This is a genomic window from Paenarthrobacter sp. PPS72 (assembly GCF_048537125.1).
GTDB lineage: Bacteria > Actinomycetota > Actinomycetes > Actinomycetales > Micrococcaceae > Arthrobacter > Arthrobacter nitroguajacolicus_E.
In genome coordinates this window covers 38,745-61,229 of record NZ_JBLYIE010000017.1, presented here as the reverse complement: position 1 = coordinate 61,229, position 22,485 = coordinate 38,745, and the positions used below count along the sequence as shown (strand labels likewise).

General features: G+C 62.4%; 20 protein-coding genes. 13 read left to right on the top strand and 7 right to left on the bottom strand.

The features are described from left to right. Positions 1–2 precede the first annotated feature (2 nt). Entirely contained in the window at positions 3–695 is a 693-nt protein-coding gene (locus ACLRGI_RS08325; protein ID WP_419201205.1) for a GNAT family N-acetyltransferase, read from the bottom strand. A gap of 159 nt (positions 696–854) precedes the next feature. Here ACLRGI_RS08325 and trhO point away from each other — a divergent pair, with 159 nt between their 5' ends. Next, positions 855–1,751 carry an oxygen-dependent tRNA uridine(34) hydroxylase TrhO gene (gene trhO, locus ACLRGI_RS08320; protein WP_419201204.1) on the top strand — a complete coding sequence of 299 codons (897 nt, stop codon included), beginning with the start codon at positions 855–857 and terminating at the stop codon, positions 1,749–1,751. A gap of 8 nt (positions 1,752–1,759) precedes the next feature. Here trhO and ACLRGI_RS08315 read toward each other — a convergent pair whose 3' ends face one another. Both ACLRGI_RS08315 and ACLRGI_RS08310 read right to left on the bottom strand, forming a co-directional pair. After that, positions 1,760–2,290, bottom strand: coding sequence for a DUF6023 family protein (locus ACLRGI_RS08315; protein WP_419201203.1), 531 nt, complete (start codon positions 2,288–2,290; stop codon positions 1,760–1,762). 63 nt (positions 2,291–2,353) lie between these two features. Further along, positions 2,354–2,797 carry a DUF6023 family protein gene (locus ACLRGI_RS08310; RefSeq protein WP_419201202.1) on the bottom strand — a complete coding sequence of 148 codons (444 nt, stop codon included), beginning with the start codon at positions 2,795–2,797 and terminating at the stop codon, positions 2,354–2,356. A gap of 67 nt (positions 2,798–2,864) precedes the next feature. On the opposite strand from ACLRGI_RS08310, the gene ACLRGI_RS08305 reads away from it, so the two are divergent. The 7 genes from ACLRGI_RS08305 (at position 2,865) to proC (ending at position 11,863) form a co-directional block, all read left to right on the top strand. Further along, a complete protein-coding gene (locus tag ACLRGI_RS08305) occupies positions 2,865–4,541 on the top strand; it encodes a DUF7059 domain-containing protein (RefSeq protein ID WP_419201201.1) in 1,677 nt (558 codons plus the stop codon). Further along, the gene (locus tag ACLRGI_RS08300; RefSeq protein WP_419201200.1) at positions 4,538–5,248 is read left to right on the top strand and encodes an ArsR/SmtB family transcription factor; all 711 of its coding nucleotides are present in this window, start codon (positions 4,538–4,540) and stop codon (positions 5,246–5,248) included. Before ACLRGI_RS08305 ends, ACLRGI_RS08300 begins: the two co-directional genes overlap by 4 nt. Before the next feature lie 122 nt (positions 5,249–5,370). Beyond that, positions 5,371–8,097 carry a type I DNA topoisomerase gene (gene topA, locus ACLRGI_RS08295; protein WP_419201199.1) on the top strand — a complete coding sequence of 909 codons (2,727 nt, stop codon included), beginning with the start codon at positions 5,371–5,373 and terminating at the stop codon, positions 8,095–8,097. An 83-nt stretch (positions 8,098–8,180) separates the two neighbouring features. Beyond that, entirely contained in the window at positions 8,181–8,615 is a 435-nt protein-coding gene (locus tag ACLRGI_RS08290; RefSeq protein WP_419201198.1) for an SseB family protein, read from the top strand. Positions 8,616–8,704: 89 nt separating this feature from the next. After that, positions 8,705–9,823, top strand: coding sequence for a Ppx/GppA phosphatase family protein (locus ACLRGI_RS08285; protein ID WP_419201197.1), 1,119 nt, complete (start codon positions 8,705–8,707; stop codon positions 9,821–9,823). A 1-nt stretch (position 9,824) separates the two neighbouring features. Continuing rightward, complete coding sequence (locus ACLRGI_RS08280) at positions 9,825–10,658, top strand: sugar phosphate isomerase/epimerase family protein (protein WP_178995194.1); 834 nt, start codon at positions 9,825–9,827, stop codon at positions 10,656–10,658. A gap of 374 nt (positions 10,659–11,032) precedes the next feature. Further along, positions 11,033–11,863 (top strand): pyrroline-5-carboxylate reductase, encoded by an 831-nt coding sequence (gene proC / locus ACLRGI_RS08275; RefSeq protein WP_419201196.1) that lies wholly within the window; start codon positions 11,033–11,035, stop codon positions 11,861–11,863. A 77-nt stretch (positions 11,864–11,940) separates the two neighbouring features. On the opposite strand, the gene ACLRGI_RS08270 is transcribed toward proC, so the two are convergent. Both ACLRGI_RS08270 and ACLRGI_RS08265 read right to left on the bottom strand, forming a co-directional pair. Continuing rightward, positions 11,941–12,579, bottom strand: a complete 639-nt coding sequence (locus tag ACLRGI_RS08270) for a potassium channel family protein (protein ID WP_011775951.1) — start codon at positions 12,577–12,579, stop codon at positions 11,941–11,943. A 40-nt stretch (positions 12,580–12,619) separates the two neighbouring features. Next, entirely contained in the window at positions 12,620–14,053 is a 1,434-nt protein-coding gene (locus ACLRGI_RS08265) for a TrkH family potassium uptake protein (RefSeq protein WP_419201195.1), read from the bottom strand. Between the two features lie 102 nt (positions 14,054–14,155). On the opposite strand from ACLRGI_RS08265, the gene ACLRGI_RS08260 reads away from it, so the two are divergent. The 3 genes from ACLRGI_RS08260 (at position 14,156) to gdhA (ending at position 17,564) form a co-directional block, all read left to right on the top strand. Then, the gene (locus tag ACLRGI_RS08260) at positions 14,156–15,382 is read left to right on the top strand and encodes an acetoin utilization protein AcuC (RefSeq protein WP_419201194.1); all 1,227 of its coding nucleotides are present in this window, start codon (positions 14,156–14,158) and stop codon (positions 15,380–15,382) included. A gap of 79 nt (positions 15,383–15,461) precedes the next feature. Continuing rightward, positions 15,462–16,019, top strand: coding sequence for an ArsR/SmtB family transcription factor (locus ACLRGI_RS08255; protein WP_419201192.1), 558 nt, complete (start codon positions 15,462–15,464; stop codon positions 16,017–16,019). Between the two features lie 207 nt (positions 16,020–16,226). Then, positions 16,227–17,564, top strand: a complete 1,338-nt coding sequence (gene gdhA / locus ACLRGI_RS08250; protein ID WP_419201191.1) for an NADP-specific glutamate dehydrogenase — start codon at positions 16,227–16,229, stop codon at positions 17,562–17,564. Positions 17,565–17,645: 81 nt separating this feature from the next. Here gdhA and ACLRGI_RS08245 read toward each other — a convergent pair whose 3' ends face one another. Next, positions 17,646–18,977, bottom strand: a complete 1,332-nt coding sequence (locus ACLRGI_RS08245) for an alpha-hydroxy acid oxidase (protein ID WP_419201190.1) — start codon at positions 18,975–18,977, stop codon at positions 17,646–17,648. Between the two features lie 90 nt (positions 18,978–19,067). On the opposite strand from ACLRGI_RS08245, the gene ACLRGI_RS08240 reads away from it, so the two are divergent. Next, the gene (locus ACLRGI_RS08240; protein WP_419201189.1) at positions 19,068–19,766 is read left to right on the top strand and encodes a FadR/GntR family transcriptional regulator; all 699 of its coding nucleotides are present in this window, start codon (positions 19,068–19,070) and stop codon (positions 19,764–19,766) included. 67 nt (positions 19,767–19,833) lie between these two features. On the opposite strand, the gene ACLRGI_RS08235 is transcribed toward ACLRGI_RS08240, so the two are convergent. Further along, positions 19,834–20,862 (bottom strand): LacI family DNA-binding transcriptional regulator, encoded by a 1,029-nt coding sequence (locus ACLRGI_RS08235; protein ID WP_419201188.1) that lies wholly within the window; start codon positions 20,860–20,862, stop codon positions 19,834–19,836. 189 nt (positions 20,863–21,051) lie between these two features. On the opposite strand from ACLRGI_RS08235, the gene ACLRGI_RS08230 reads away from it, so the two are divergent. Next, on the top strand, positions 21,052–22,464 hold the full coding sequence (locus ACLRGI_RS08230) for a Gfo/Idh/MocA family protein (protein ID WP_419201247.1): 1,413 nt from the start codon (positions 21,052–21,054) through the stop codon (positions 22,462–22,464). The last annotated feature ends 21 nt before the right edge of the window (positions 22,465–22,485 follow it).

Below are 22,485 nucleotides of genomic sequence, written 5' to 3'. Positions count from 1 at the left end.
TTTTACGCTCCTGACAGATCGGAACCTTCTGCACCACTGGACATCATGAGGACGTGGCACACCACGTCCCAACCCAGATGGGAGTAGAGCTTCTGGCCGTCCAATGATGCCAACAAAAGCCCGTTTTCAACGTCGTGCGAGAAGGCTTGGGCCGCGAGCGCCTTCATGATGAAACTGCCCAGACCACGGCGCTGAAAGTCAGGCTCAGTGACGATCTTGTCGAAAACGGCTGTGCCGTTGACTACGTAGACCCGGCCGCTGGCAGCAACCTGTTCACCGGAATGGACCACCGCGTGATGGACGCCGTTCGATTCGTAGGTCGCGAGCTCCAAATCGTCGTCAGGAAGCCACGGATCCTCGGAATCCTGGGTTTCCATGTCCACGATCATCATGGTCTGGGATGCGGACGTCACGGTGAGGCCGCGCTGTTCGGCGAGGTATTTGTATCGTTGGACGTCGTTGGTCAGGACAGTCAGGATCCGGTTGGGGGATTCAGTGGTCTTGTCCGCAAGGGCGGCGAACTCTTCGTCCGAGGGGTCATGGGCAAAATACTCCCAGTCACCGGTTTTGTCGGCGCGAAGTGCGGCAGGGAAGCGGCCCTCTAGGCGTGACTCATAGCCGCGGCAGCCGGCCCAACCGGCTACCCAGACTTCCAAGAGGTGCGCAATGTCTTCAACCAAGGCGTCTGGACTCATGTAGAGAGAGTATGCCAGCGCACCATGAAGCAACAGAGCCATGTCAGCCCAAGGATGGTTGCTTATGCAATTGTGACTTCCGGCCGCATCGCACAGCGAGGCTCCAGCTGTCGGCCGCACGGAACCAACCGCTTTTGCTGCACCAAGTAATCTTTAATAGTGGCTTTGAACCGAATTGTGCTCTTCTATGGCTTTACCCCGATCGCCGACCCCGACGCCGTGCGTCTATGGCAGCGTGCCCTGTGCGAGAAGCTGGGCCTCACCGGCAGGATCCTCATCTCCAAAGACGGCATCAATGCCACGGTGGGCGGCGAGCTCAACAACATGAAGCAGTACGTCAAGACAACTCGTGAGTACAAGGGTTTTCATGACATCGACTTCAAATGGTCGGAGGGAAGCGCCGCAGATTTCCCGCGCCTCAGCGTCAAGGTCCGCGATGAGATCGTGTCCTTTGGTGCGCCCGGTGAGTTGAAAGTGGACGCCAACGGTGTGGTGGGTGGCGGGAAGCACCTCCAACCCGAGGAACTTCACGCGCTGGTGGATGCCAGGAAGTCCAGTGGTGAAGACGTAGTTTTCTTCGATGGCCGGAACGCGTTCGAAGCGCAGATTGGCAAGTTCAAGGATGCGGTGGTCCCGGACGTGGACACCACCCACGACTTCATCAAGGAACTCGACTCCGGTAAGTACGACGACCTCAAGGACAAGCCTGTTGTCACCTACTGCACCGGGGGCATCCGCTGCGAAGTACTCTCCAGCCTGATGGTCAACAGGGGTTTCAAAGAGGTCTACCAGTTGGATGGCGGAATCGTTCGCTATGGCGAGACGTTCAAGGACAAAGGTCTTTGGGAGGGCTCGCTGTACGTCTTCGACAAACGCATGCACGTCGAGTTCAGCGAGGACGCCAAGACCATCGGCGAATGCGTCCGCTGCTCTACTCCCACCAACAAGTTCGAGAACTGCTCCAACCTCAGTTGCCGTACTTTGACCCTGTACTGCGAGGAATGTGCTTCCAGCCCGGAAACGCTCCGCTGCCCCGGAGGCTGCGAAGCGGCCTGACAACTGAATCAGAGCCGGCTCACCCGGTAAGTGAAGTTGGCATCCGATCTGGTCCCTACGGTGATGGACAGTATGGCGTCCTTTTCCAGCTGGACCACGCTCACGCGTGCATTCGCGCATCCCAGCGTCAGGTTCACCAGTTCCACTTCACCCTCCTTGACCGAAAACGTCACCCGGCGGGTGCCACGGCAGGCCAGCGTTACCGCGTACGTCCCTCCCGGCAGTTGCACTGTTTGCTCAGTCTTCGACTCACCGGGGTTGAGGTAACCGCTGCTCGAGTAGAAAGACTGCCCCTGGGACTCAGGCAGGGCGGACTTCGCCCACTCTTCGAGCGCCTCACCGGTGACAGTCTCCTCCAAAGCCGGATCGGGCGGAAGAACTACATTGCCGGCAGTGGAAGTGGGGCCGGCATCCGGCCTTCCGTCCTCGTCATAGGTGTATTCGCACGCCGTCAGGCTGCCGCCCAGCACAACAAGGACGACGACGGCGGCTCTCGCCAGCCGCTGTGGCATCACCGAGCGAGCTGCCTTGCTGCTCATGCACAGACTTTACGCCCGTACAGCTACGAGCCAAAGAGCTATCAGGGTTGGTATCGGCCTTGTTCAGACGGCTGCAGGGACCAGGTGGTAAGCAAAGATCAGCGGGGCGTCGACGCTGCTCGTCGAGATGCTGAGGGGACCGGTACCGGGCACCTTGATCTTCACCACATCGCGGTTGCCATTGCATGCTGCAGCCGCGTCCGCGACCTTGCTGCCTCCCGAGGAAACCGCGAAGTATGCCTTGCCGCCCCCATCGCACGCCATGGTGAGCGTGTAACTTCCGGCCTGAACATTGGGAGTTTCCTTGACCAATGGGTCCCGGTTAAGGATCCTGCCGGAGTCCTCCAGCACGACGCCGCTTGCCGGGGGAAGAACCTTATCCTTCCAGGCAGGAACGTCCGCGTCTTCGATGTTGACCGGGGCCTGGCAGCCGCAGACTCCCAGCAGTACCGCGGCGGTGATGGCAACAAGGCCCGCACTGCGCCTTGGGGAGGAGAACTTGAGCATGAATCCAACGCTACCGCGTTCCAGCGGGGGGATTTGTCCACATAACACTGGTTCAGGATCCAAGGGGATGTTGCCACGCCCCTACACTTGCAAGGTGACTGACACAGCTTCCTCCTTCACCGCAGGCAACACTGACGACGCTCCCCGCAGTGACCGCCCCGAAATGCTTGCGGCGCTCGCCTCGGACCTTCGTGCCCTCAACTACTCAGTGGACGGTGTAGCTGAACTCCTGGGGGCCTCGGCCTCAGAAGCACTTGGCCGGGACCAGCTGATTCCAGCGCTCCTTGCCAGTGAGCGGCTCATGGACTCGCAGGACCCGGGCCTCCGCTCACAGGCCATGATTGTTCGTCTCTGGCTGCTCGCTGTACCGCAGACCATCGCGGACATCGATTCCGCCCTCCCCGGCATCCGTGCGCAGGGGCTTGCCGAACTGGGTCTGGTGACTATGGATTCAGAACTGGTCAGGGCCAAGGCGGACCTGCGCCCCTATGGTTGGGACGCCAACTCTGATGGCAGCGGCGGCGCCGAACTTTGGGTTGCCAGCGATCTCGCGGCCCACCAGCAGCCGGGAGTGTTGAGGCACGACCACGTTCTGGGAATTGGGCGTGCGTCCACAACGCTGGTCCAAACCACTTTCAGGAAGCACAGCAAACGTGCCCTGGATGTGGGAACCGGCTGCGGTATCCAGACCTTCCACCTGCTCCATCACTGCGAGCATGTCACCGCCACGGACATTTCTGAAAGGGCGCTCGCGTTCACCCGCTTCAATCTTCTGCTGAACGCCGCTGAACTGGAGCTGGACCCCAACAACCTGGAGGATCGGGTGAGCCTTCGGCTCGGATCGCTCCTGGAACCGGTGGCAGGGGAGCAGTTTGACCTGGTGGTATCCAACCCACCGTTCGTCATCACACCGCGAACGGGCGGCGAATCGTCGTCGGACCAGTTCACGTACCGCGACGGAGGGCTGCCCGGTGACGACATCGTGGCTTCCCTCGTTCAGTCCCTTGCCGAGGTCCTCGAGCCCGGCGGAACAGCGCAAATGCTGGGCAACTGGGAGGTTACTTCCGGCACGGACTGGAAGGACCGGCCCAAAGCATGGCTCCAGGACTCGGGTTTGGATGTCTGGTTCATCCAGCGGGAGCAGGTGGGTCCTGAGCAGTACGCGGAGACCTGGCTGCAGGACGCCTCACAGAACCGCGAGGGCCGTCAATATAAGGAAGCCTACGCCGCTTATCTGGATGACTTTGCTTCGAGGAACGTCGAGGGAATTGGCTTCGGGATGATCTGGCTGCGGCGCCCGGCGTCACCGCTTGCGGCCAATATGAGCCGCTTCGAAGAAATCACCTACCCCATCGAGCAGCCAGTCGGGCCGGCTCTGGGCGCTGCAGTGGAACGGGCTGATTGGGTGGCTGCCCATTCGGTCCCGGAGGCGCACCTGGTGGTTGCCGAAGACGTCACCGAGGAAAGACACCAGCGTCCAGGGGCTGCCCACCCTGGAGTGATCCTCCTGAGGCAAGGGGCGGGCCTTCGCCGGACCAACCTGCTCAGTACCGAGCTGGCCGGGTTCGTCTCCGCCTGCGACGGCCAATTGTCGGTCCGCCAGATCGCTTCGGCATTGGTCGCGCTCCTGGGCGGGGGTGAAGACTTCGATGAAGAATCCTTCCGCGACGGGCTTTTCCGAGACGTCACCAATCTGGTCCTGGACGGCTACCTCCTTCCAGACCCGGCGCAAGTCAGCGCATGATCCGGAGTGCAACGCCACGCTCATCAAACACCGGACCCCCGGGAAGTGACCCTGACTACACTGATGAAGTGACTGCGAACAACGAAACATCCCAAGCGTCAGGCGACGTTCCTCGGCGGAAGCGTGCCGAGAAGACGGTTGAGATCACTGATCCCAAGGCTATCCGTGCATTGGCGCACGCAGCCCGGATCGAGGTTATCTCTGAGCTCTACGCCACACAGGTCAGCCACACAGCCACGGAACTTGCTGCCAGGACCGGTCTAACGCCCAGCGCCATGAGCTACCATCTTCGTGCCCTTCAGAAATGGGGGATCGTGGCACCTGCGGAAAACGCCGGTGATGCCCGGGAGCGGCGCTGGAAAGCGGCTGGAACGGACTTCACTATTTCGGGTGGCAGTGTTGCGAGCCCTGAGATTGCCGTAGTCGATTTGGAGCTTGATGCCTTCCGACGCAGGGCTTCGGCCTTTGCCAAGGCCCGCGGGGAACGACGGCAACGCGGGGAAACGGGAGAAGAGCCGGCAGCAGTGGTCCTTTCCAGCAACCTGCTGTACTTGACCAACCCTCAGCGCCGGGAACTTCTGGACAGAATCCGCGCGGTTCTGCGGGAGTACGAACTTGAGGATCCCACCCGGATACCGGAAGGTGCCGAACGTGTGGCAACCTTGTGGTCAATGATCCCGGATGACCGGGTAGCGCCCGGTCAGTAAGAGCCCCCGGGTCTTCGACTGTCCGTCCTGGTTCCGCATCACAACGCAGGATTCTGCAAACTATGGTGAACTAGGCCAATATGGGCACCAGCCCAATTACACATTTTTTCTGTAGGAGCACCGTGCCCAGCAAGGCAAAAACCGGCAAGAAACTCGTGATCGTGGAGTCTCCGGCCAAGAGCAAGACCATCGCCAAGTATCTTGGCGAGGGCTTCATCGTCGAGGCTTCGATCGGCCACATCCGGGACCTCCCGCAGCCGTCGGACCTCCCTGCCGAACTGAAGAAGACCTCGCTGGGCAAGTTCGCGGTCGACGTCGAAAACGACTTCAAGCCGTACTACGTTGTTTCCCCGGACAAGAAGAAAAAGGTCGCCGAGCTCAAGGCCCAGCTGAAAGATGCTGACGCTCTTTACCTCGCAACCGATGGGGACCGCGAAGGCGAGGCCATCGCGTGGCACCTCCTGGAGGTACTGAAGCCCAAGGTTCCCGTCTACCGCATGACCTTCGGTGAAATCACCAAGGAAGCCATCCACCGCGCCATGGACAACCTGCGCGATGTGGATACCGCCTTGGTGGATGCCCAGGAAACCCGCCGCATCCTTGACCGCCTGTACGGGTACGAGATCTCGCCCGTCCTGTGGCGCAAGGTTGCCCGCGGACTGTCGGCCGGCCGTGTCCAGTCCGTGGTGACCCGCATGGTGGTTGACCGCGAACGTGAGCGCATGGCCTTCCGGGCAGCCTCCTACTGGGACCTCACAGGCCAGTTCGGCTCAGACTCGGGTTCGTTCAAAGCCAAGCTTGCCGCCGTGAACGGTTCCAAGGTAGCCAGCGGCCGCGATTTCAACGACAACGGGGAGCTCACCTCCTCCAACGTGGTGCACCTCAACGAGGAACTCGCTACATCGTTGGCCACCGGATTGGAGAACGCTGATTTCCGCGTCCGATCCGTAGATACCAAGCCGTACACCCGCCGTCCTGCCGCGCCGTTCACCACCTCTACGCTGCAGCAGGAGGCCGGCCGTAAGCTCCGCTTCTCGTCGAAGAGCACCATGCAGGTTGCCCAGCGCCTGTATGAAAACGGCTACATCACTTATATGCGTACCGACTCGTCTGCCTTGAGCGATGAAGCACTCACGGCAGCCCGCCGCCAGGCTTCGGAGCTTTATGGTCCCGAGTACGTGCCCCGGAGCCCCCGCGTTTACGCCAACAAGGCTGCCAACGCCCAGGAAGCCCACGAGGCCATCCGTCCCGCGGGAGACTCCTTCCGCACTCCCGCCCAGGTTGCCAAGCAGCTGAGCGGCGACGAGTTCCGCCTGTACGAGCTCATCTGGAAGCGCACGGTCGCCTCCCAGATGGCCGACGCCAAGGGCTCCACGGCCACCATCCGCCTCGGTGCAGTGGCCGCTGACGGTCGCGACGCCGAATTCTCCGCCTCCGGTACGGTCATCACCTTCCCCGGCTTCCTTGCAGCTTATGAAGAGGGCAAGGACGAAAGCCGTGGTGATGATGACTCCGATGAAGCTCGTCGCCTGCCGAACGTGGCCAAGGACGATTCGCTGACGGCCACGGACATCGTGGCTGTGGGTCACGAAACTTCGCCGCCGCCGCGTTACACCGAAGCATCGCTGACCGCTGAATTGGAGAAGAGGGGCATCGGCCGCCCGTCCACCTACGCGTCCACGATCTCCACGATCCAGGACCGGGGCTACGTTCGTAAGCAGGGCTCCGCCTTGGTTCCCAGCTGGATCGCGTTCTCCGTGATCCGTTTGCTGGAACAGCACTTCACGGATTACGTGGATTACGAGTTCACGGCTGACATGGAAGGCGACCTGGACAAGATCGCCAACGGCCAGGCCGTGGGCGCTGCCTGGCTGAAGCACTTCTACTATGGTGAAGACGCAGATCCGGGCCTGCTGAGCATCGTCAATAACCTCGGTGAAATCGACGCCCGCGAGATCAACTCCGTCCCCATCGCTGATGGCATCACGCTGCGTGTGGGAAAGTTCGGACCGTACCTGGAAAGCTCCATCCCCACCTTGGATGCGAAGACCGGCGAAGTAGTCGAATCCGCGCGGGCCAACGTCCCCGAGGAACTCGCTCCCGACGAACTCACGGCCGACAAAGCCAAAGAGCTCATGGAGACAGCAGCACCGGAGGAACGGGTTCTGGGAACCGACCCGCACACCGGCCACACCATCGTTGCCAAGAATGGCCGCTACGGCGCATACGTCACCGAGATCATTCCTGAAATGACCGAGGAACAGCTGGCCAACCAACCGTTGGAGTACTACAAGAACGGCAAGCCCAAGCCTCCCAAGAAGCCGGTGAAGGCCAAGCCGCGTACCGGGTCCCTGTTCAAGTCCATGACGGTGGACTCGATCACCTTGGATGAGGCCCTCGCGCTCATGAGCTTGCCCCGGGTCCTCGGCGAGGATGCAGACGGCAACCCCATCACGGTGCAGAACGGCCGCTTCGGGCCCTACCTGAAGAAGGGCACGGATTCCCGCTCCATCGGTTCGGAAGAGGAAATCTTCACGATCACCTTGGAACAGGCACTGGAGATCTACTCCCAGCCCAAGCAGCGGGGCGCCCGCGCTTCCGTACCGCCGCTGGCTGAGTTCGGTCCCGACCCCGTCTCCGAAAAGAACATTGTGGTGAAGGAAGGCCGCTTTGGCCCTTACATCACAGACGGCGTCACCAACATCACTGTGCCGCGCTCAACGTCCCTCGAGGAACTGACCCGGGAACGCGCCGTCGAACTTTTGGCAGAGAAGCGGGCCAAGGGGCCGGTCAAGCGGACCACCACCCGCAAGGCACCGGCCAAGAAGAAGGCTGCAGCCAAGAAGTAGGCTGCAGCCAAGAAGTAGTGCCATGACGGCCGGGGCAGCATTCGCGAATTGCGTCCCGGCCGGCATCGTGGTCGAGTAGAACCATGACTGAACAGACGGTTTCACCGGACAACGAACCCTTGAATGACCTTGAGGCCAAGCTCGCCTCGGCCGACCAGCCGGACGCGAACCCGGTGGACGTCATCCTCGCTTTCCTGAACAACGAGGTCTACCTCGTCAGCTCCGAGGCCGTGGATGGTCCGGACTCTTCGGTGGAGCCTTTGGTGCTTTCCAACGCCGACGGCCAGCCTGTCCTCGCCGTTTTCAGCCACCCGAGCCGCGTCGATGAGCGTTTCCTCGAAGCTGCCCCGCACGTCCTTGGCACTATGGGTTCAGCGATCCTCGGCAACATCGGGGACGAGCTTGGCATGGTCATCAACCCCGGAAGCGAATTCGGCTTCGAAATCGATCCCGAGGGCATTTCGAACATTCGGCGCGACTTCAAGCGAGCCGACGAAGGCGGGGAGTCCGCCGAATAGCGGTGGCCCAAGCTGCCGGTAACCATCCGGTCAGCGAAACGTCGTCGCCAAGTTGCTTCCCGGGCTCCGAATCGGTGAATAATGGCAGAATGCGTCTTGGCGTTCTCGACATTGGGTCCAACACCGTCCACCTACTGCTGGTGGACGCTCACCCCGGCGCGCGTCCGGTAGCTTTCGCTTCCCATAAGCGCCCCCTTTCACTGGTGCAGTACCTCGACGGCGATGGCAACATCAACGACGCCGGCCAACACGAGCTCATCGAGTTCGTCCTGGAAGCCTGGGAGTTCGCGGCCAGCCACAAGGCAGAGGACCTGCTGGCGTTCTGTACCTCGGCCATTCGGGAGGCAACCAACGGGCCCGAGGTCCTGGCCCGGGTCAAGCACGAGACCACGGTGACCCTCCAGGAACTTACGGGCAGCGAAGAAGCCTCCATGACCTTCTTCGCTGTACGACGCTGGTATGGATGGGGTGCAGGTCCCATTCTCGACCTGGACATCGGAGGTGGATCATTCGAAATGGCTTATGGGACCGATGAACTTCCTGAGCGCGCCACCTCCGTTCCCCTGGGGGCCAGCCGCTTGACCAGGGATTGGCTCCATGACGATCCGCCCAGCGCCAAGAGCGTGAAGGAACTCCGGCGCTACATCCGGTCCACGCTGAAACCCGTGGTTCGGGACTTCCACGAGTTGGGTCGGGCTAACCTGGTGGCCGGAACGTCCAAGACTTTCCGTTCCTTGGCGCGCATTGCCGGTGCAGCCCCCAGCGCGGCAGGACCGTACGTGAAGCGTGAGCTCCACGCGGCGGACCTGGGTCTGTGGGCACAGCGGATTTCAGCCATGACGGTTGAGGACAGGTTGTACCTTCCCGGCGTCTCCGATGCCCGCGCCCGCCAGTTGCTGGCAGGGGCGCTGGTTGCTGAAGCGGCGCTGGAACTCTTTGAATTCCCCAAAATGGAGATCTGTCCCTGGGCCCTCCGCGAAGGCTTGATCCTGCGCCGACTGGACCAGTTGGTCTTTGAGGAAGCCCTGGACCCGGCGCCGCACGTGGGGAAACGCAAGAAGGACAAGTTCAAGAAAAAAGCAGCCAAGGAAGCGGCGAAGGCTCCCGAAGAAGAACCCCACCCCGGGTTCAAAGAATTCCCCGTCCCCGCAAACACACCCTCCCTTTCACCCGTCCCAGCCCCCGTGGCAGGCGGGCTGGCCTCCTGAGATGAGCAACGACGTCGAACCTGAAGTGAATGACCGCCAAATTCCCGTGGCGCTGTCCAGCGCATCCGTGTACCCCCTGAGCGTCCACGACGCTTTCGCGGTGGCGCAGGACCTGGGATACGAAGGCGTGGAGGTGATGGTCACCAACAATGCGGTGAGCCAGAACCCGGACGCCCTTATCCAGCTAAGCCACCGGTACCACCAGGAGATCGTCTCCATCCATGCCCCCACCTTGTTGTTGACCCAACAGGTGTGGGGTACTGCGTGGAACAAGATCGAGAAATCCTGCCAAATGGCCGCGGACGTCGGATGCGACACCGTGGTGGTCCACCCGCCGTTCCGTTGGCAGTCGAACTATGCGGAGAACTTCGTCGAAGGCGTTCGTGAAATCGCTGCCAGGTACCGGGTGCGCATCGCCGTGGAGAACATGTACCCATGGCGCGTCCGTGGGCGCGAGGCGGTCGCCTACCTTCCGCACTGGGACCCGTTGGGCCAGGATTACGACGACGTCACGTGGGACTTCTCGCACGCCGCCACAGCGGGAGCCAACAGCCTGGAAGCCATCAAAGCCTTGGGGAACAAGCTAAGGCACGTCCATCTCACCGATGGTTCGGGTTCCGGCAAGGACGAGCACCTGGTGCCCGGCACCGGAACTCAGCAGTGTGCCGACGCCCTGCAGCACTTGGCAGCCACGGGTTTCGACGGAGTAGTAGTGGCCGAGATTTCAACCCGTAAGGCGAAGGTAGCGGGAGAGCGCGAGGAAATGCTGGCTGAAACCCTGCGGTTTGCCCGGCACCATCTCAGCGTTCCACTGCTGCGCAGCGTAGACAACTAGCGGAGCCGACAACTAGCGGAGCCACATATCCCGCTCTTGTTCGTCTGACCCGCCCCACAAGGGTGTGTCAGGCGAACAAAGGCGGGACTCGCGCAGTCGGGCCTCGCGCCGTCGGGACCCACGCTGTCGGGCCATCGTCGTCGGGCCCTTAAAAGCGAAAGCACCGGCGGCCGAATCGGGAAATGGGGGAAAACCCGCCCGGCCACCGGTGCTGCTGGCGGACATCCCCATGCCCGCCTCATCACTCGCACCCTCAATGAGGTAACTACTAAGTTACGGACCAAGGATGGGTGCTGCCTGCAATAACCTTGGGAGCAAGCTGGGAATCCGGAATTCGTTAGACCCCGTCCAAGCCCAACTGCAATGATGGAGCCATGAGCAACCGAATCGCATTCCTTGGCTGTGGATCCATGAACGAGGCAATCCTGGGAGGGCTACTGGCCGCCGGGACGGACCCGTCAGACATCGTCGCTACCGTCCGCCGCGCTGAACGCGCCGATGAGCTCGCGCAACGCCACGGGGTCATGGCCATTGCGGGCGAGGAGGAGCCGGATAACAACAAGCTGGCCACCAAGGGCTCCAGCATGGTGGTTCTGGGCGTCAAGCCGATGGGCATCCTGGACCTGGCCCGGGAGATCAGCCCCGCACTGGGGAAGGACACGGTTGTTGTCAGCGTCGCGGCGGCAGTCTCCATTGCCCAGCTCGAAGCTGCACTCCCGGATGGACAGCCGGTGATCCGCACCATGCCCAACACTCCGGCAAGGCTGGGCCGCGGCGTCATCTCTGTCTCCCCGGGTACCCACTGCACGCCTGAGCAGCTCGAAAAGGCCAAGAAGGCGTTGGCCGGCGCCGGCACAGTGGTCCAGATTCCCGAAGAACAAGTGGACGCACTCTCAGCTATCAGTGGCTCCGGCCCTGCCTACGCGTTCTACCTCGCCGAAGCCATGGCCGCGGCGGGCGTGGAGCTTGGTCTGGACGAAGAACTGTCCGTGACGCTTGCACGTGAAACGGTGGCAGGCGCCGGGTTCATGCTGGCCGAACCGGGAGCAAACCCTTCAGCGCTCCGCATCGCCGTCACCAGCCCCAACGGCACCACCGAGCGGGCCATCGCCACCTTCGACGACGGCGGGATCCCCAAGATCATTGCCGACGGAGCCCGCGCGGCAGCAGCCCGCGCCGCAGAGATCACCAAGCAGCTCGGCTAACCTCTCGGAGTTTTTGTACAGCTAACGCCCCTAAAGGAGCGTCTAAAGGGCGTTAGCTGTACAAAAACTCCCACGGATTACGGGCGTGCTGCGAAGCGCTCCAGCAGGTCCACGTGTCCGGACACGATCAACATGTCGTGGCCGGACACTTTGGTTTCCGGCCGCGCGTAGGTGAAGTCCTCACCGGGCGTCTTCACGCCGACGATCGTCACGCCGTACTTCGAGCGGACCTTGGACTCCTCCAGGGTGAAGCCCACGGTTTCCTTGGGAGGGTACATTTTGACGATTGCGTAGTCGTCGTCGAACTCGATGAAGTCCAGCATTCGCCCGGATACCAGGTGGGCTGCCCGGACACCGGCATCGGCCTCCGGGTAGATCACGTGGTTGGCGCCGATCCGGGTGAGGATTTTGCCGTGCGAGGGCGTGATGGCTTTGACCCAGAGGTGCTGGATGCCCAGGTCCACCAGGTTCACTGTGATGAGCACGGAGGACTCGATGGAGGTACCCACACCCACCACCGCTGAGCTGAATTCCTGGGCGCCGAGCTGACGGAGGGCATCAATGTTGGTGGCGTCGGCCTCCACCACGTGCGTGAGAACGGGAGCCCATTTCTGGACGAGGGTCCGATCGCGTTCAATAGCCAGGACTTCACGGCCCTGCTTCACCAGTTGCTCAGCGGTGGCAGAACCAAACCGGCCAAGGCCAATCACCAGCACTGGTGCGTTGTGGGCGGGACGGTTGGCTGCCCCTGTGCTACTAGCCAATGATTGGCCTCTCTTCCGGGTAGTGATACAGCTGGCTGCGTTGGCGCAGGGCCAACCCGGCCGCGAGGGTTACAGTGCCCACGCGACCGGCAAACATCAGCGCGGTTAAGACATAGACGCCCGACGGCGGCAGCTCGGCACTGAGGTTGGTGCTCAGTCCCACGGTGGCGAAAGCGGAGATGGATTCAAAGAGCACCCGGTCCAGTGAAGCGCCGCTGATGGAGAGGAGCAGGAAGGCCGCCACCGATACCAGGGTGGCTCCGGCCACGATCACGGAGATTGCCACCCGCATGGTGCCCTGCGGAATCGTGCGTCCGTAGACCTTCACATCGGCGTCGCCGCGGGCTTCAGCCATGATGGCCAGGAACATGACCGCGATGGTGGTCACCTTGATGCCGCCCGCCGTGGACGCGGAACCGCCACCGGCGAACATCAAGGCGTCCGTGAGGAGCATGGTGGTGGATTCCATCTGGTTCTGGTCCACCAGGTTGAAGCCACCCGAGCGCGTCATGACTGAAGCGAATAATGAATGGATCACCTTGTCGCCCATGTCCATGCGGCCGATGGTGCGCACGTTGTCCCACTCCATCAAAGCCCACAGGACCGTGCCTGCCGCGAGCAGGATGAAGGAGACCTGGATGGTGAGCTTGGTGTGGAGGTTCCACTTTTTCCAGTTGAGTCCGTTCTGCTGCAGCACCATCACCACGGGGAAGCCGAGGCTGCCGAGAAAAACGCCCAACATGAGCGGGATGAGGATCCAGAGGTCTGTTTCGTAGGGGACGATGCCGTCCGAATGGGGCGTGAAGCCGGCATTGTTGAAAGAGGAGATCGAGTAGAACACGCCATGCCAGACGGCCTGCCAGAAAGGTTCGCCCAGCACCATGAAGCGGGGAATCAGGGCTATTGCCAAGGCCGCCTCAATCACCACGGACGTGACGATGACAATGCGCAGCAGCGTACCAACCTCGCCGAGCCTGCCCGCGTTGTTCATGGCTTCCTGGGCGATGAGCTTGCCACGGACGCCCAACCGTTTGCTGACCATGAGGGCCAGCAGCGAGGCGAGGGTCAGCGTGCCGAGGCCGCCAACGAAGATGCCCACCAAAATGACCAATTGGCCAAAGAAGGTCCAGTGAGTGGCGGTGGAAACCACGGTCAAGCCTGTGACGCAGACGGCCGAGACCGCCGTGAACATGGACTGGTGGAGCGGCGTAACTGTTCCGGCCGTGGAAGCGGCGGGGAGGGACAGCAAGCCAGTGAAGACCAGGATGACCACGGCAAAGACGGTCAACGCCAAACGGGCAGGGGAAGTGTTGGCAATGTTGTCAACGAAGTCGCGCACGCGCGTGAAGATCCAGAGACCTTCCCGCTCCTGCTGGTTGGGTTGCCAGTTGGTCGGGCTCGTGGACCGCGACTGGCTTTGAGACATGGCGCTCTTCCTCGGTTGAACAAGCTTTCCTGAGTAGTAAACCACTATTCCCGCGGCGTAACCCGGCGGTAGGTCCCTCCGGGCTCAGGTAGCCTGTTCTGGATGAACTCACGGCTTGGAACAACAGCTTCCAGCATTACGCGATCCGCACTGCCAACGACGGTGGTGTGGGATCCAGCCATGACTGCCTATAACTTTGGCCCGGGGCATCCCATGGCGCCGCAACGGCTCGAACTGACAGCGCGGCTGGCCGAATCCCTCGGCCTGTTCGACCACAAGCATGTGGCCGTCGAGGCACCCAGGGTAGCCACCGACGTCGAGCTTTTTACCGTGCACAGCCCCGAATATGTGGAGGCCGTGCGCCGCGTCAGTGCCGACCCCTCCATGCCCGAGGAGGACCGCGGACTGGGAACCGAGGATGATCCTGCGTTCGCCGGAATGCACCAGGCCAGCGCCCGCTTGGCGGGCGGTTCGCTGTTGGCGGCCGAGACCATCCTGTCCGGCCACGCTGTCCGCGCCGTGAACTTCAGCGGCGGAATGCACCATGCCGCGAGGGAGCGTGCCAGCGGCTTTTGCGTTTACAACGACGTAGCGATTGCTATCCAAAGGCTGCTCGACGGGGGCGTGCAGCGGGTGGTGAGCATCGACGTCGACGCCCACCATGGCGATGGCACGCAGAGCATTTTCTGGAACGACCCCCGCGTCATGACCATCAGCTTGCACGAAACGGGCCTGACCCTATTCCCTGGCACCGGCTTTGCCAACGAAACCGGTGGCCCGAACGCAACGGGGACCGTGGTTAATGTCGCGCTCCCCGCCTTCACGGGAGACGCGGCCTGGCTGCGCGCATTCCATGCTGTGGTCCCGCAGCTTGTTGGTGCCTTCCAGCCTGAGGTCATCGTCAGCCAGCATGGCTGCGATTCGCATCGCGATGATCCGCTGACCCACCTCAACCTGAGCGTTGATGGCCAGCGCGAGGCAGCTGCCGCCGTCGCCGGACTTGCTGCCCGGTATTGCGACAACCGCTGGATCGCCACCGGGGGAGGCGGCTATGACGTCACCGGTGTGGTCCCGCGTGCGTGGAGCCATCTGATCGGGATGGTGACGCAACGGCCGGTGCCGCTGAGCACGGCCGTGCCTGAAGCATGGCGGACGTACGTAAAGGAAACGTACGGAGTCTGGGCCCCGGAGTCGATGGGCGACGGCGTGGACGTCTGGTGGCGCTCTTGGGAGGTCGGCTACGATCCTGCGGACGAGGTTGACCGGACCGTCATAGCCACGCGCAAGGAAATCTTCCCCCTCTACGGACTGGATCCTTGGTTCGACTGACGGTTCGGTTCGGTTGGCGGGCTTGTAGCGCCAAGAAACAGGGATGCCAATCGGCGTATATGTCGCTAGGGTGGGAGGCATGGTGACTGACGACGTATTTGCCGTCATAGCTGAGGCAACCAGACGCGACATCCTGGTCTCCCTCCGCTCTGGGGATAAAGCTGTAGGCGAACTGGTGGAAGAACTGGCTGCGAGCCAGCCCACTATCTCCAAGCACTTGAAAGTGCTCCGCGAGGCGGACCTCGTCAGCATGCGCGCCCAGGGTCAGAAGCGCTTCTACGCGTTGAATCCCAAGCCGCTGGCCGGCGTGGCCACCTGGCTGGAAACGTTCGACGTCGGCACTCAGCCGCCCGCCGTCGTCGCACCTTCCGAGGTGACGCCTTCCGAGGTGACGCCTTCCGCAGTTGAGCCTGCAACAACAGTCGCGGCACTGGAGGCTCCCACGCGCGCTGACGCCATTGGCCAGGCCGTGAAGGTCCATGCCAGTGGTACGCCCGTCTCTCTGGACCCGGCGTCGGACGATACCGTGCCCCAGCAGATCGGCCGCACCGTGGGTCGGGCCGCCACTAAGGCCGCTGATCTTCTGGCCAATCTTCCGAACCTGCAAAACCTTCCCAAGTTCGGGCGAAAGCGATAGTGAACATCAACTTAACGTGATCCTTCTCACATTGTGAGTTTTTGTTAATCTCCGTTTTCCTTGATTTTTCAACGATTTTCTACAGTTGTGTTAACTCCTCTCTTTGAGTCACATTGGCTCTGGATGGAGATCCTATATCCCTCGGTGCAACCATGGGCGGGACTGATCGTCTCGCCGCTGGCCGGCGCACCGAGGATAGGAAGACGCATGGATTCAAGGCTCGAAGCTGTCCGCGACACTGTGTTGGCGCGGAACCCGGGGGAGAAAGAATTCCACCAGGCCGTTACTGAGGTCTTCGAAAGCCTTGGCCCTGTTCATGATCGCCACCCGGAGTTCCTTGAAGGCGCCGTTCTGGAACGCCTGTGCGAGCCCGAGCGCCAGATCATCTTCCGTGTCCCTTGGACCGACGACGCCGGCCGCGTCCACGTAAACCGTGGCTTCCGTGTGGAGTTCAACTCCGCGCTCGGCCCCTACAAGGGCGGACTCCGATTCCACCCCTCGGTGTACCTGGGAATCGTGAAGTTCCTCGGCTTCGAACAGATCTTCAAGAACGCGCTCACCGGCATGCCCATTGGCGGCGGCAAGGGTGGCTCGGACTTCGATCCCCGCGGACGCTCGGACGCCGAAATCATGCGCTTCTGCCAGTCCTTCATGACTGAGCTGTACCGGCACATTGGCGAGTACACCGACGTTCCGGCCGGCGACATCGGTGTGGGTGGCCGTGAAATCGGCTACCTCTTCGGCCAGTACAAGCGCATCACCAACCGCTATGAATCCGGCGTCCTTACAGGCAAGGGCATCTCGTGGGGCGGCTCCCTGGTCCGTCCGGAGGCCACCGGTTACGGCACGGTGATCTTCGCCCAGGAGATGCTCAAGACCCGCGGGCAGTCCTTCGATGGACAGCGCGTTGTGGTTTCCGGTTCAGGCAACGTGGCCATTCACGCGATCGCCAAGGCGCAGTCGCTAGGTGCCACTGTGGTTGCCTGTTCCGATTCGGCCGGCTACATCGTGGATGAGGCCGGGATCGACGTCGCGCTTCTGAGCCGGATCAAGGAAGTGGAGCGCGGGCGCCTCACCGAGTACGCCTCACGTCGGCCGGGATCGAACCACGTTTCCGGCGGCTCCGTGTGGGACGTCAACGGCACCGTGGCCTTGCCCTGCGCCACGCAGAACGAACTTGACGGCGAGGCCGCCGCAAAGCTGGTCAGCAACGGCCTGATCGCAGTGGCTGAGGGCGCCAACATGCCCTCCACCCGTTCAGCCGTGTCGGTCTTCCAGGAAGCCGGCATCCTGTTCGGGCCGGGCAAGGCCGCAAATGCGGGCGGTGTTGCTACCTCCGCGCTCGAAATGCAGCAGAATGCCAGCCGGGACTCCTGGTCCTTTGAGCACACCGAACAGCGCCTCACCGAGATCATGGTGGGCATTCATGATCGCTGCGCCGCGACCGCCGACGAATACGGCGCACCAGGAAACTACGTAGTGGGTGCCAACATTGGCGGCTTCGTCAAGGTAGCCGACGCGATGTTGGCGCAGGGCCTCATCTAGCGCCCCTTAACCCAACTGGGTAGCAGTAGAGGCCGTTTTGAGCGTTCAAAACGGCCTCTGCTGCTACTTACTTGGGCGCGTTTAGCGCTGCAGTAGCCGCACGTGGTCCGGGTTCAGGTCCGAGACCTTGCTGACGCCGAGCAGCGCCATGGTGCGGGTCATGTCCTTCTCCAGGATCTGGATGGTGCGGTCTACGCCTTCGCGTCCGCCGGCCATGAGTCCGTAGAGGTATGCGCGGCCGATCAGGGCGAAGTCGGCGCCCAAAGCCAGTGCCGCCACGATGTCTGCACCGCTCATGATGCCTGTGTCCAGCATGACGGCGGCCTTGCTGTTGTCCGCCTTCAAGGCCGCAGTGACCTCCGGCAATAGGTGGAACGGGATGGGTGCGCGGTCCAGCTGGCGGCCGCCGTGGTTGGACAGGATGATGCCATCGGCGCCGTGGTCCACCACCTTGCGGGCGTCCTCCACAGTCTGGATGCCCTTGACCACCAGCTTGCCCTTCCACGTTTCGCGGAGCCAGTCCAGGTCCTCGTAGGTCAGGGTGGGGTCGAACATCGAGTTGATGAGGTCGGCTACCGTGCCGGTGTAACGGGAGAGTGAGGCGAAGGTCAGGGGCTCGTGGGTGAGGAAGTTGAACCACCACGCAGGACGGTAAGACGCATCCAGGACGGTCTTGATGGTCAGTGCCGGCGGGATGGTCATACCGTTGCGGACATCGCGCAGGCGGGCACCGGCAACAGCGGTGTCCACGGTGACCATGAGGGTGTCGTTGCCGGCTTTGGCGGCGCGCTCGATCAGTTCGAGCGAACGCTGGCGGTCGGTCCATAGGTACAGCTGGAACCAGTTGCGGCCGTTCGGGGCAGCGGTGGCAACATCCTCGATGGACGCGGTGCCCATGGTGGATAGGGTGTACGGGATTCCTGCGGCTTCTGCAGCCTGCGAGCCCGCATATTCACCCTCGGACTGCATCATCCGCGTGAAGCCCGTGGGCGCGATGCCGAACGGGAGGCATGATTCCTTGCCCAGGATGTCCGTGCGGAGATCAATCTTGGAGACGTCACGCAGGATTCCGGGACGGAACTCGATGTCCTGGAACGCCTGGCGTGCGCGGCGCAGCGTGATCTCTTCTTCCGCAGCACCGTCCGTGTAGTCGAAGGGCGCCTGCGGGGTCCGGCGCTTGGCCATGTCCCGCAGCTCCCAGATGGTGCTGGCGCGCTTGAGCCGCGCGGTCTTGCTGAACTCGGGCTTCTTGAACTGCATCAGCGGTGCCAGGTCCGAAACCTTGGGCACGCGACGCTTCAGTGCCGGAGGGATCACGACGGCGGGTGCCGGCTGCGGTGGGCGGGCGACGTTTTGGTCGCTCCCGGCATTGGCCGGCTCGGCTGTGATCTTGGGATCGAGGGTGTCGGTCATGCGGTTCTCCCTTGAAAGCTATGGTCTTACCACTGTGGTCTAACCACACTGTAATCCATGTGGTTGGACCACATCAACTAGTATTCCGTTATGCGTACCCACGAGTTGGTCCTGCAATGGATCGAGAAGCAACTGTCCGACGGAGACCTCACCTTGGGTGGCCGACTCCCCGGTGAGCGCGCCATGGCCGAGCAGCTGAAGGTATCGCGGACGTCGGTGCGCGAGGCCGTCAGGATCCTTGAAGCCATGGGCGTGGTCCGCGCCGGAGTGGGTTCGGGCAAGGACGCCGGAACTGTGGTGATTGCCGAGCCGGGCTCGGCCCTTGGCTCCACCCTTCGGCTGCACGTGGCAACCCGGCACCTTCCCGTGGCGGACATCGTGGAGACCCGCGTGCTGCTTGAATCCTGGGCGGCAGAGCGGGCTCATGTGGGCGTTCCGGCGCTGCAGGAAGCTGCAAATCTGCTGGATCAGATGGATGCCGCCCCGGACATCGATTCTTTCCTTGCCCTTGACGCGCGTTTTCACGTGGCCCTCGCCCAGGCGGCGGGCAACTCGGTGGTCAGCGCCATGATGGCTTCGCTCAGGGGTGCGATCGAAAACTATGCGGGTGAACTGACCGGCAATCTCCCCGACTGGAACGCAACGTCCGCCAGGCTTCGTGCTGAACACCGCGCCATCCTGGCCGCCGTGAACAACAACGACGGCGTCAAAGCAGCTGAGCTGGTTGCCGCCCACATCCAAGGCTTCTACAAGGAGGCTGGCGTCGGCTCAAACCCTTCGTCCCAGTAAAGCAACGCGGGGTCACTTCTGGCCCCTAATGGCGCCCTCAAGGGGCCACAAGTGACCCCGCGTTGCTCTAGGCGGGCTTGAGGGCGGGTGCTGCGGTGCTCTTGCGGATCTCCACCCTGGGCGAGAATTCGTCCTGCGCCTGGGTGGCTGCCTCGCCGGCCTGCTGGATCTGTTCCCGCATCCTCCGCCAGGCCAGGCTTCCGAGCTCGTTGATGGGCACGGCGGCGGTGGTCAGTGGGGGAGTGGTGTATTTGGCGAAGGGGATGTCGTCGAACCCTGTGACGGAGATGTCCTCAGGAACACGTACCCCCCGCTCATGCAGTCCGCTGAGCAGGCCCATGGCCACGAGGTCGTTGAAGGCCAGGATCCCGGTGGCACCGCTGGCGATGATGGCCTCGGTGGATTCGTGGCCCGAGTCGAAGTTGGAGCCGCCGTAGAGCATCTGCAGCTCGATCTCCGGGTGCTCCTCGCGGAATTGGTCCAGGCCCACCAGGCGTTGGCGGTTGGATGCACTGTGCTCGGGGCCGGAGAGGAATACCAGCCGCCGGTGACCCAAAGTCACCAGGTGTTGTGCCAGTTCCTGGATGCCCTGGCCGTAGTCCACGCTCAGGCTCGGAGTGTTGGTGGCTATGGTGGTGCGGTTGATCAGTACCAGCGGGTGCAGGGTGGGCGCCAACTCCTCCAGCTCGGCATCACTCATGCGGGGGGCGCAGAGCACCACGCCGTCGCAACGGCGTCGAGCCTCACCAGCGAGGATGGCTTCCTCGCTGGTGACTTCCGAGGAATCGGCAATGAGGACGCGGTAGCCGTCCTGGGCCGCTGCGATGCTGAGTCCGCGGAGGATCGCCTGGAAAGTGGGGTTGGCCAGGTCCGGGACCACAATGCCGATGGTGTCCGTCTTGCCAAGCGCCAGGCTGCGCCCCACCGGGTTGGGCTGGTACTTCAATTCAACGGCGGCGGCACGAACCCTGGCGGCGATGCCGGGATCCACGGCGGCGTTACCGTTCATGACGCGCGACACGGTGGCGTGCGAGACGCCCGCCTTCTCCGCGACATCGGCGATACCGACGCGCCTGTTGGTGTTCCTGCGTGCCATGTGGCCCCTTCCATTGCCCGCCTCCCGCATGCTCCGTCGTTGGAGCAGTGGTTGACGTGACCACCAGAGTCTTGATACAAAGCTTATAACGCTCTGAGAAAACGCTTTCTCATGATTCTTCCCATACGAAGCCGGGCCGTCAAGCGGTTCACTCCTGCCTTTCTGAAAGGGGCATCTCTCATGGCCAACATGGTCAACGTCGACTCAGCCGAGACCCAGACCCAACCTGGCGCAGCGGCCAGGCCGTCCGGGGGCAGCAAGCGGACCCGCATCGCGCTCATCGGAACCGGCGGACGCTCGGAAATGTACATCAGGGCCATTTACGGGCAGCACGCGGACGTCGCAGAACTTATTGCGCTCTCCGACGTCAACCAAGGCAGGGTGGACTTTTACCAGGACCTGATCAAGGAACTCGGCGGAACAGAGCCCGTGGCTTCGTTCACTCCGGGGGAGCTCACCAGCTTCATCCAGTCCAACGGCATCGAGCGCGTCATTGTCACGACGCCCGACTACACCCACGCGGACTACATCGTTGAAGCGCTTGAGGCGGGCGCCGACGTCGTGGTTGAAAAGCCCCTGACCATCGATGTTGAGGGCTGCCGCCGCATTACCGAAGCGGTGGCGAAAACCGGCAAAAACGTGGTGGTGACCTTCAACTACCGGTACTCGCCGCGTAACACCGCCCTGAAGGAAGTCATCCGGAACGGCGTGATCGGCAAGGTCACTTCCATCGACTTCAGCTGGGTGCTCGATACTGTGCACGGCGCTGACTACTTCCGCCGCTGGCACCGTGAAAAGAAGAACTCAGGTGGCCTGCTCATCCACAAGGCTTCCCACCACTTCGACCTCGTCAACTGGTGGATCAACGACGTCCCGGAGCGTGTTTTCGCATCCGGCGGCCTGCGCTTCTACGGTGACAAGAACGCCGCCGAACGCGGGTTGGGAGCCCGTCCGGACCGTGGCACCGTTGACGGACTCGAGCACGATCCGTTCCGCCTGGACATGCGGGAAGACGAGCGGTTGAAAGCCCTGTACCTGGACAATGAGAAGTTCGACGGGTACATCCGCGACCAGGACGTTTTCACCGAGGGCATCACCATCGAGGACAATCTTGCGCTGGTGGTGGACTACCAGGGCGGCCCAACACTGAGCTACTCACTGAACGCGCACAGCCCGTGGGAGGGTTACCGCGTCACGTTCAACGGAACCGAGGGCCGGGCGGAACTCGAAGTGGTGGAACGCGCTGCCGTCGAGTCCAGCACCGATAAAAAGACCGTGGTGGACCCAAGCGCCACGCCTATCGAAGAAGAGGACGCCGTGCGCCGCAACGGCGAGCGCCTGGTGGTCCAGCGCCACTGGGAAGCTGCCTACGAAGTTCCCATCATCAACGGCGAAGGTGGCCATGGTGGCGGCGACAACCTGTTGCTTTCGGACCTTTTCAATGGACCCGGAGTAGATCTGCTGGGCCGCCCCTCCGGTTACATCGACGGCCTCCGGTCCGTTTCGGTGGGCATTGCCGGAAACAAGTCGTTGGACTCAGAACTTCCCGTCCGCATCAGTGAACTTGGCCTCGGCGTGGATCTCAGCCGCGGCCAGGCCTGATCCCCCAACCCGAGCAAGGAA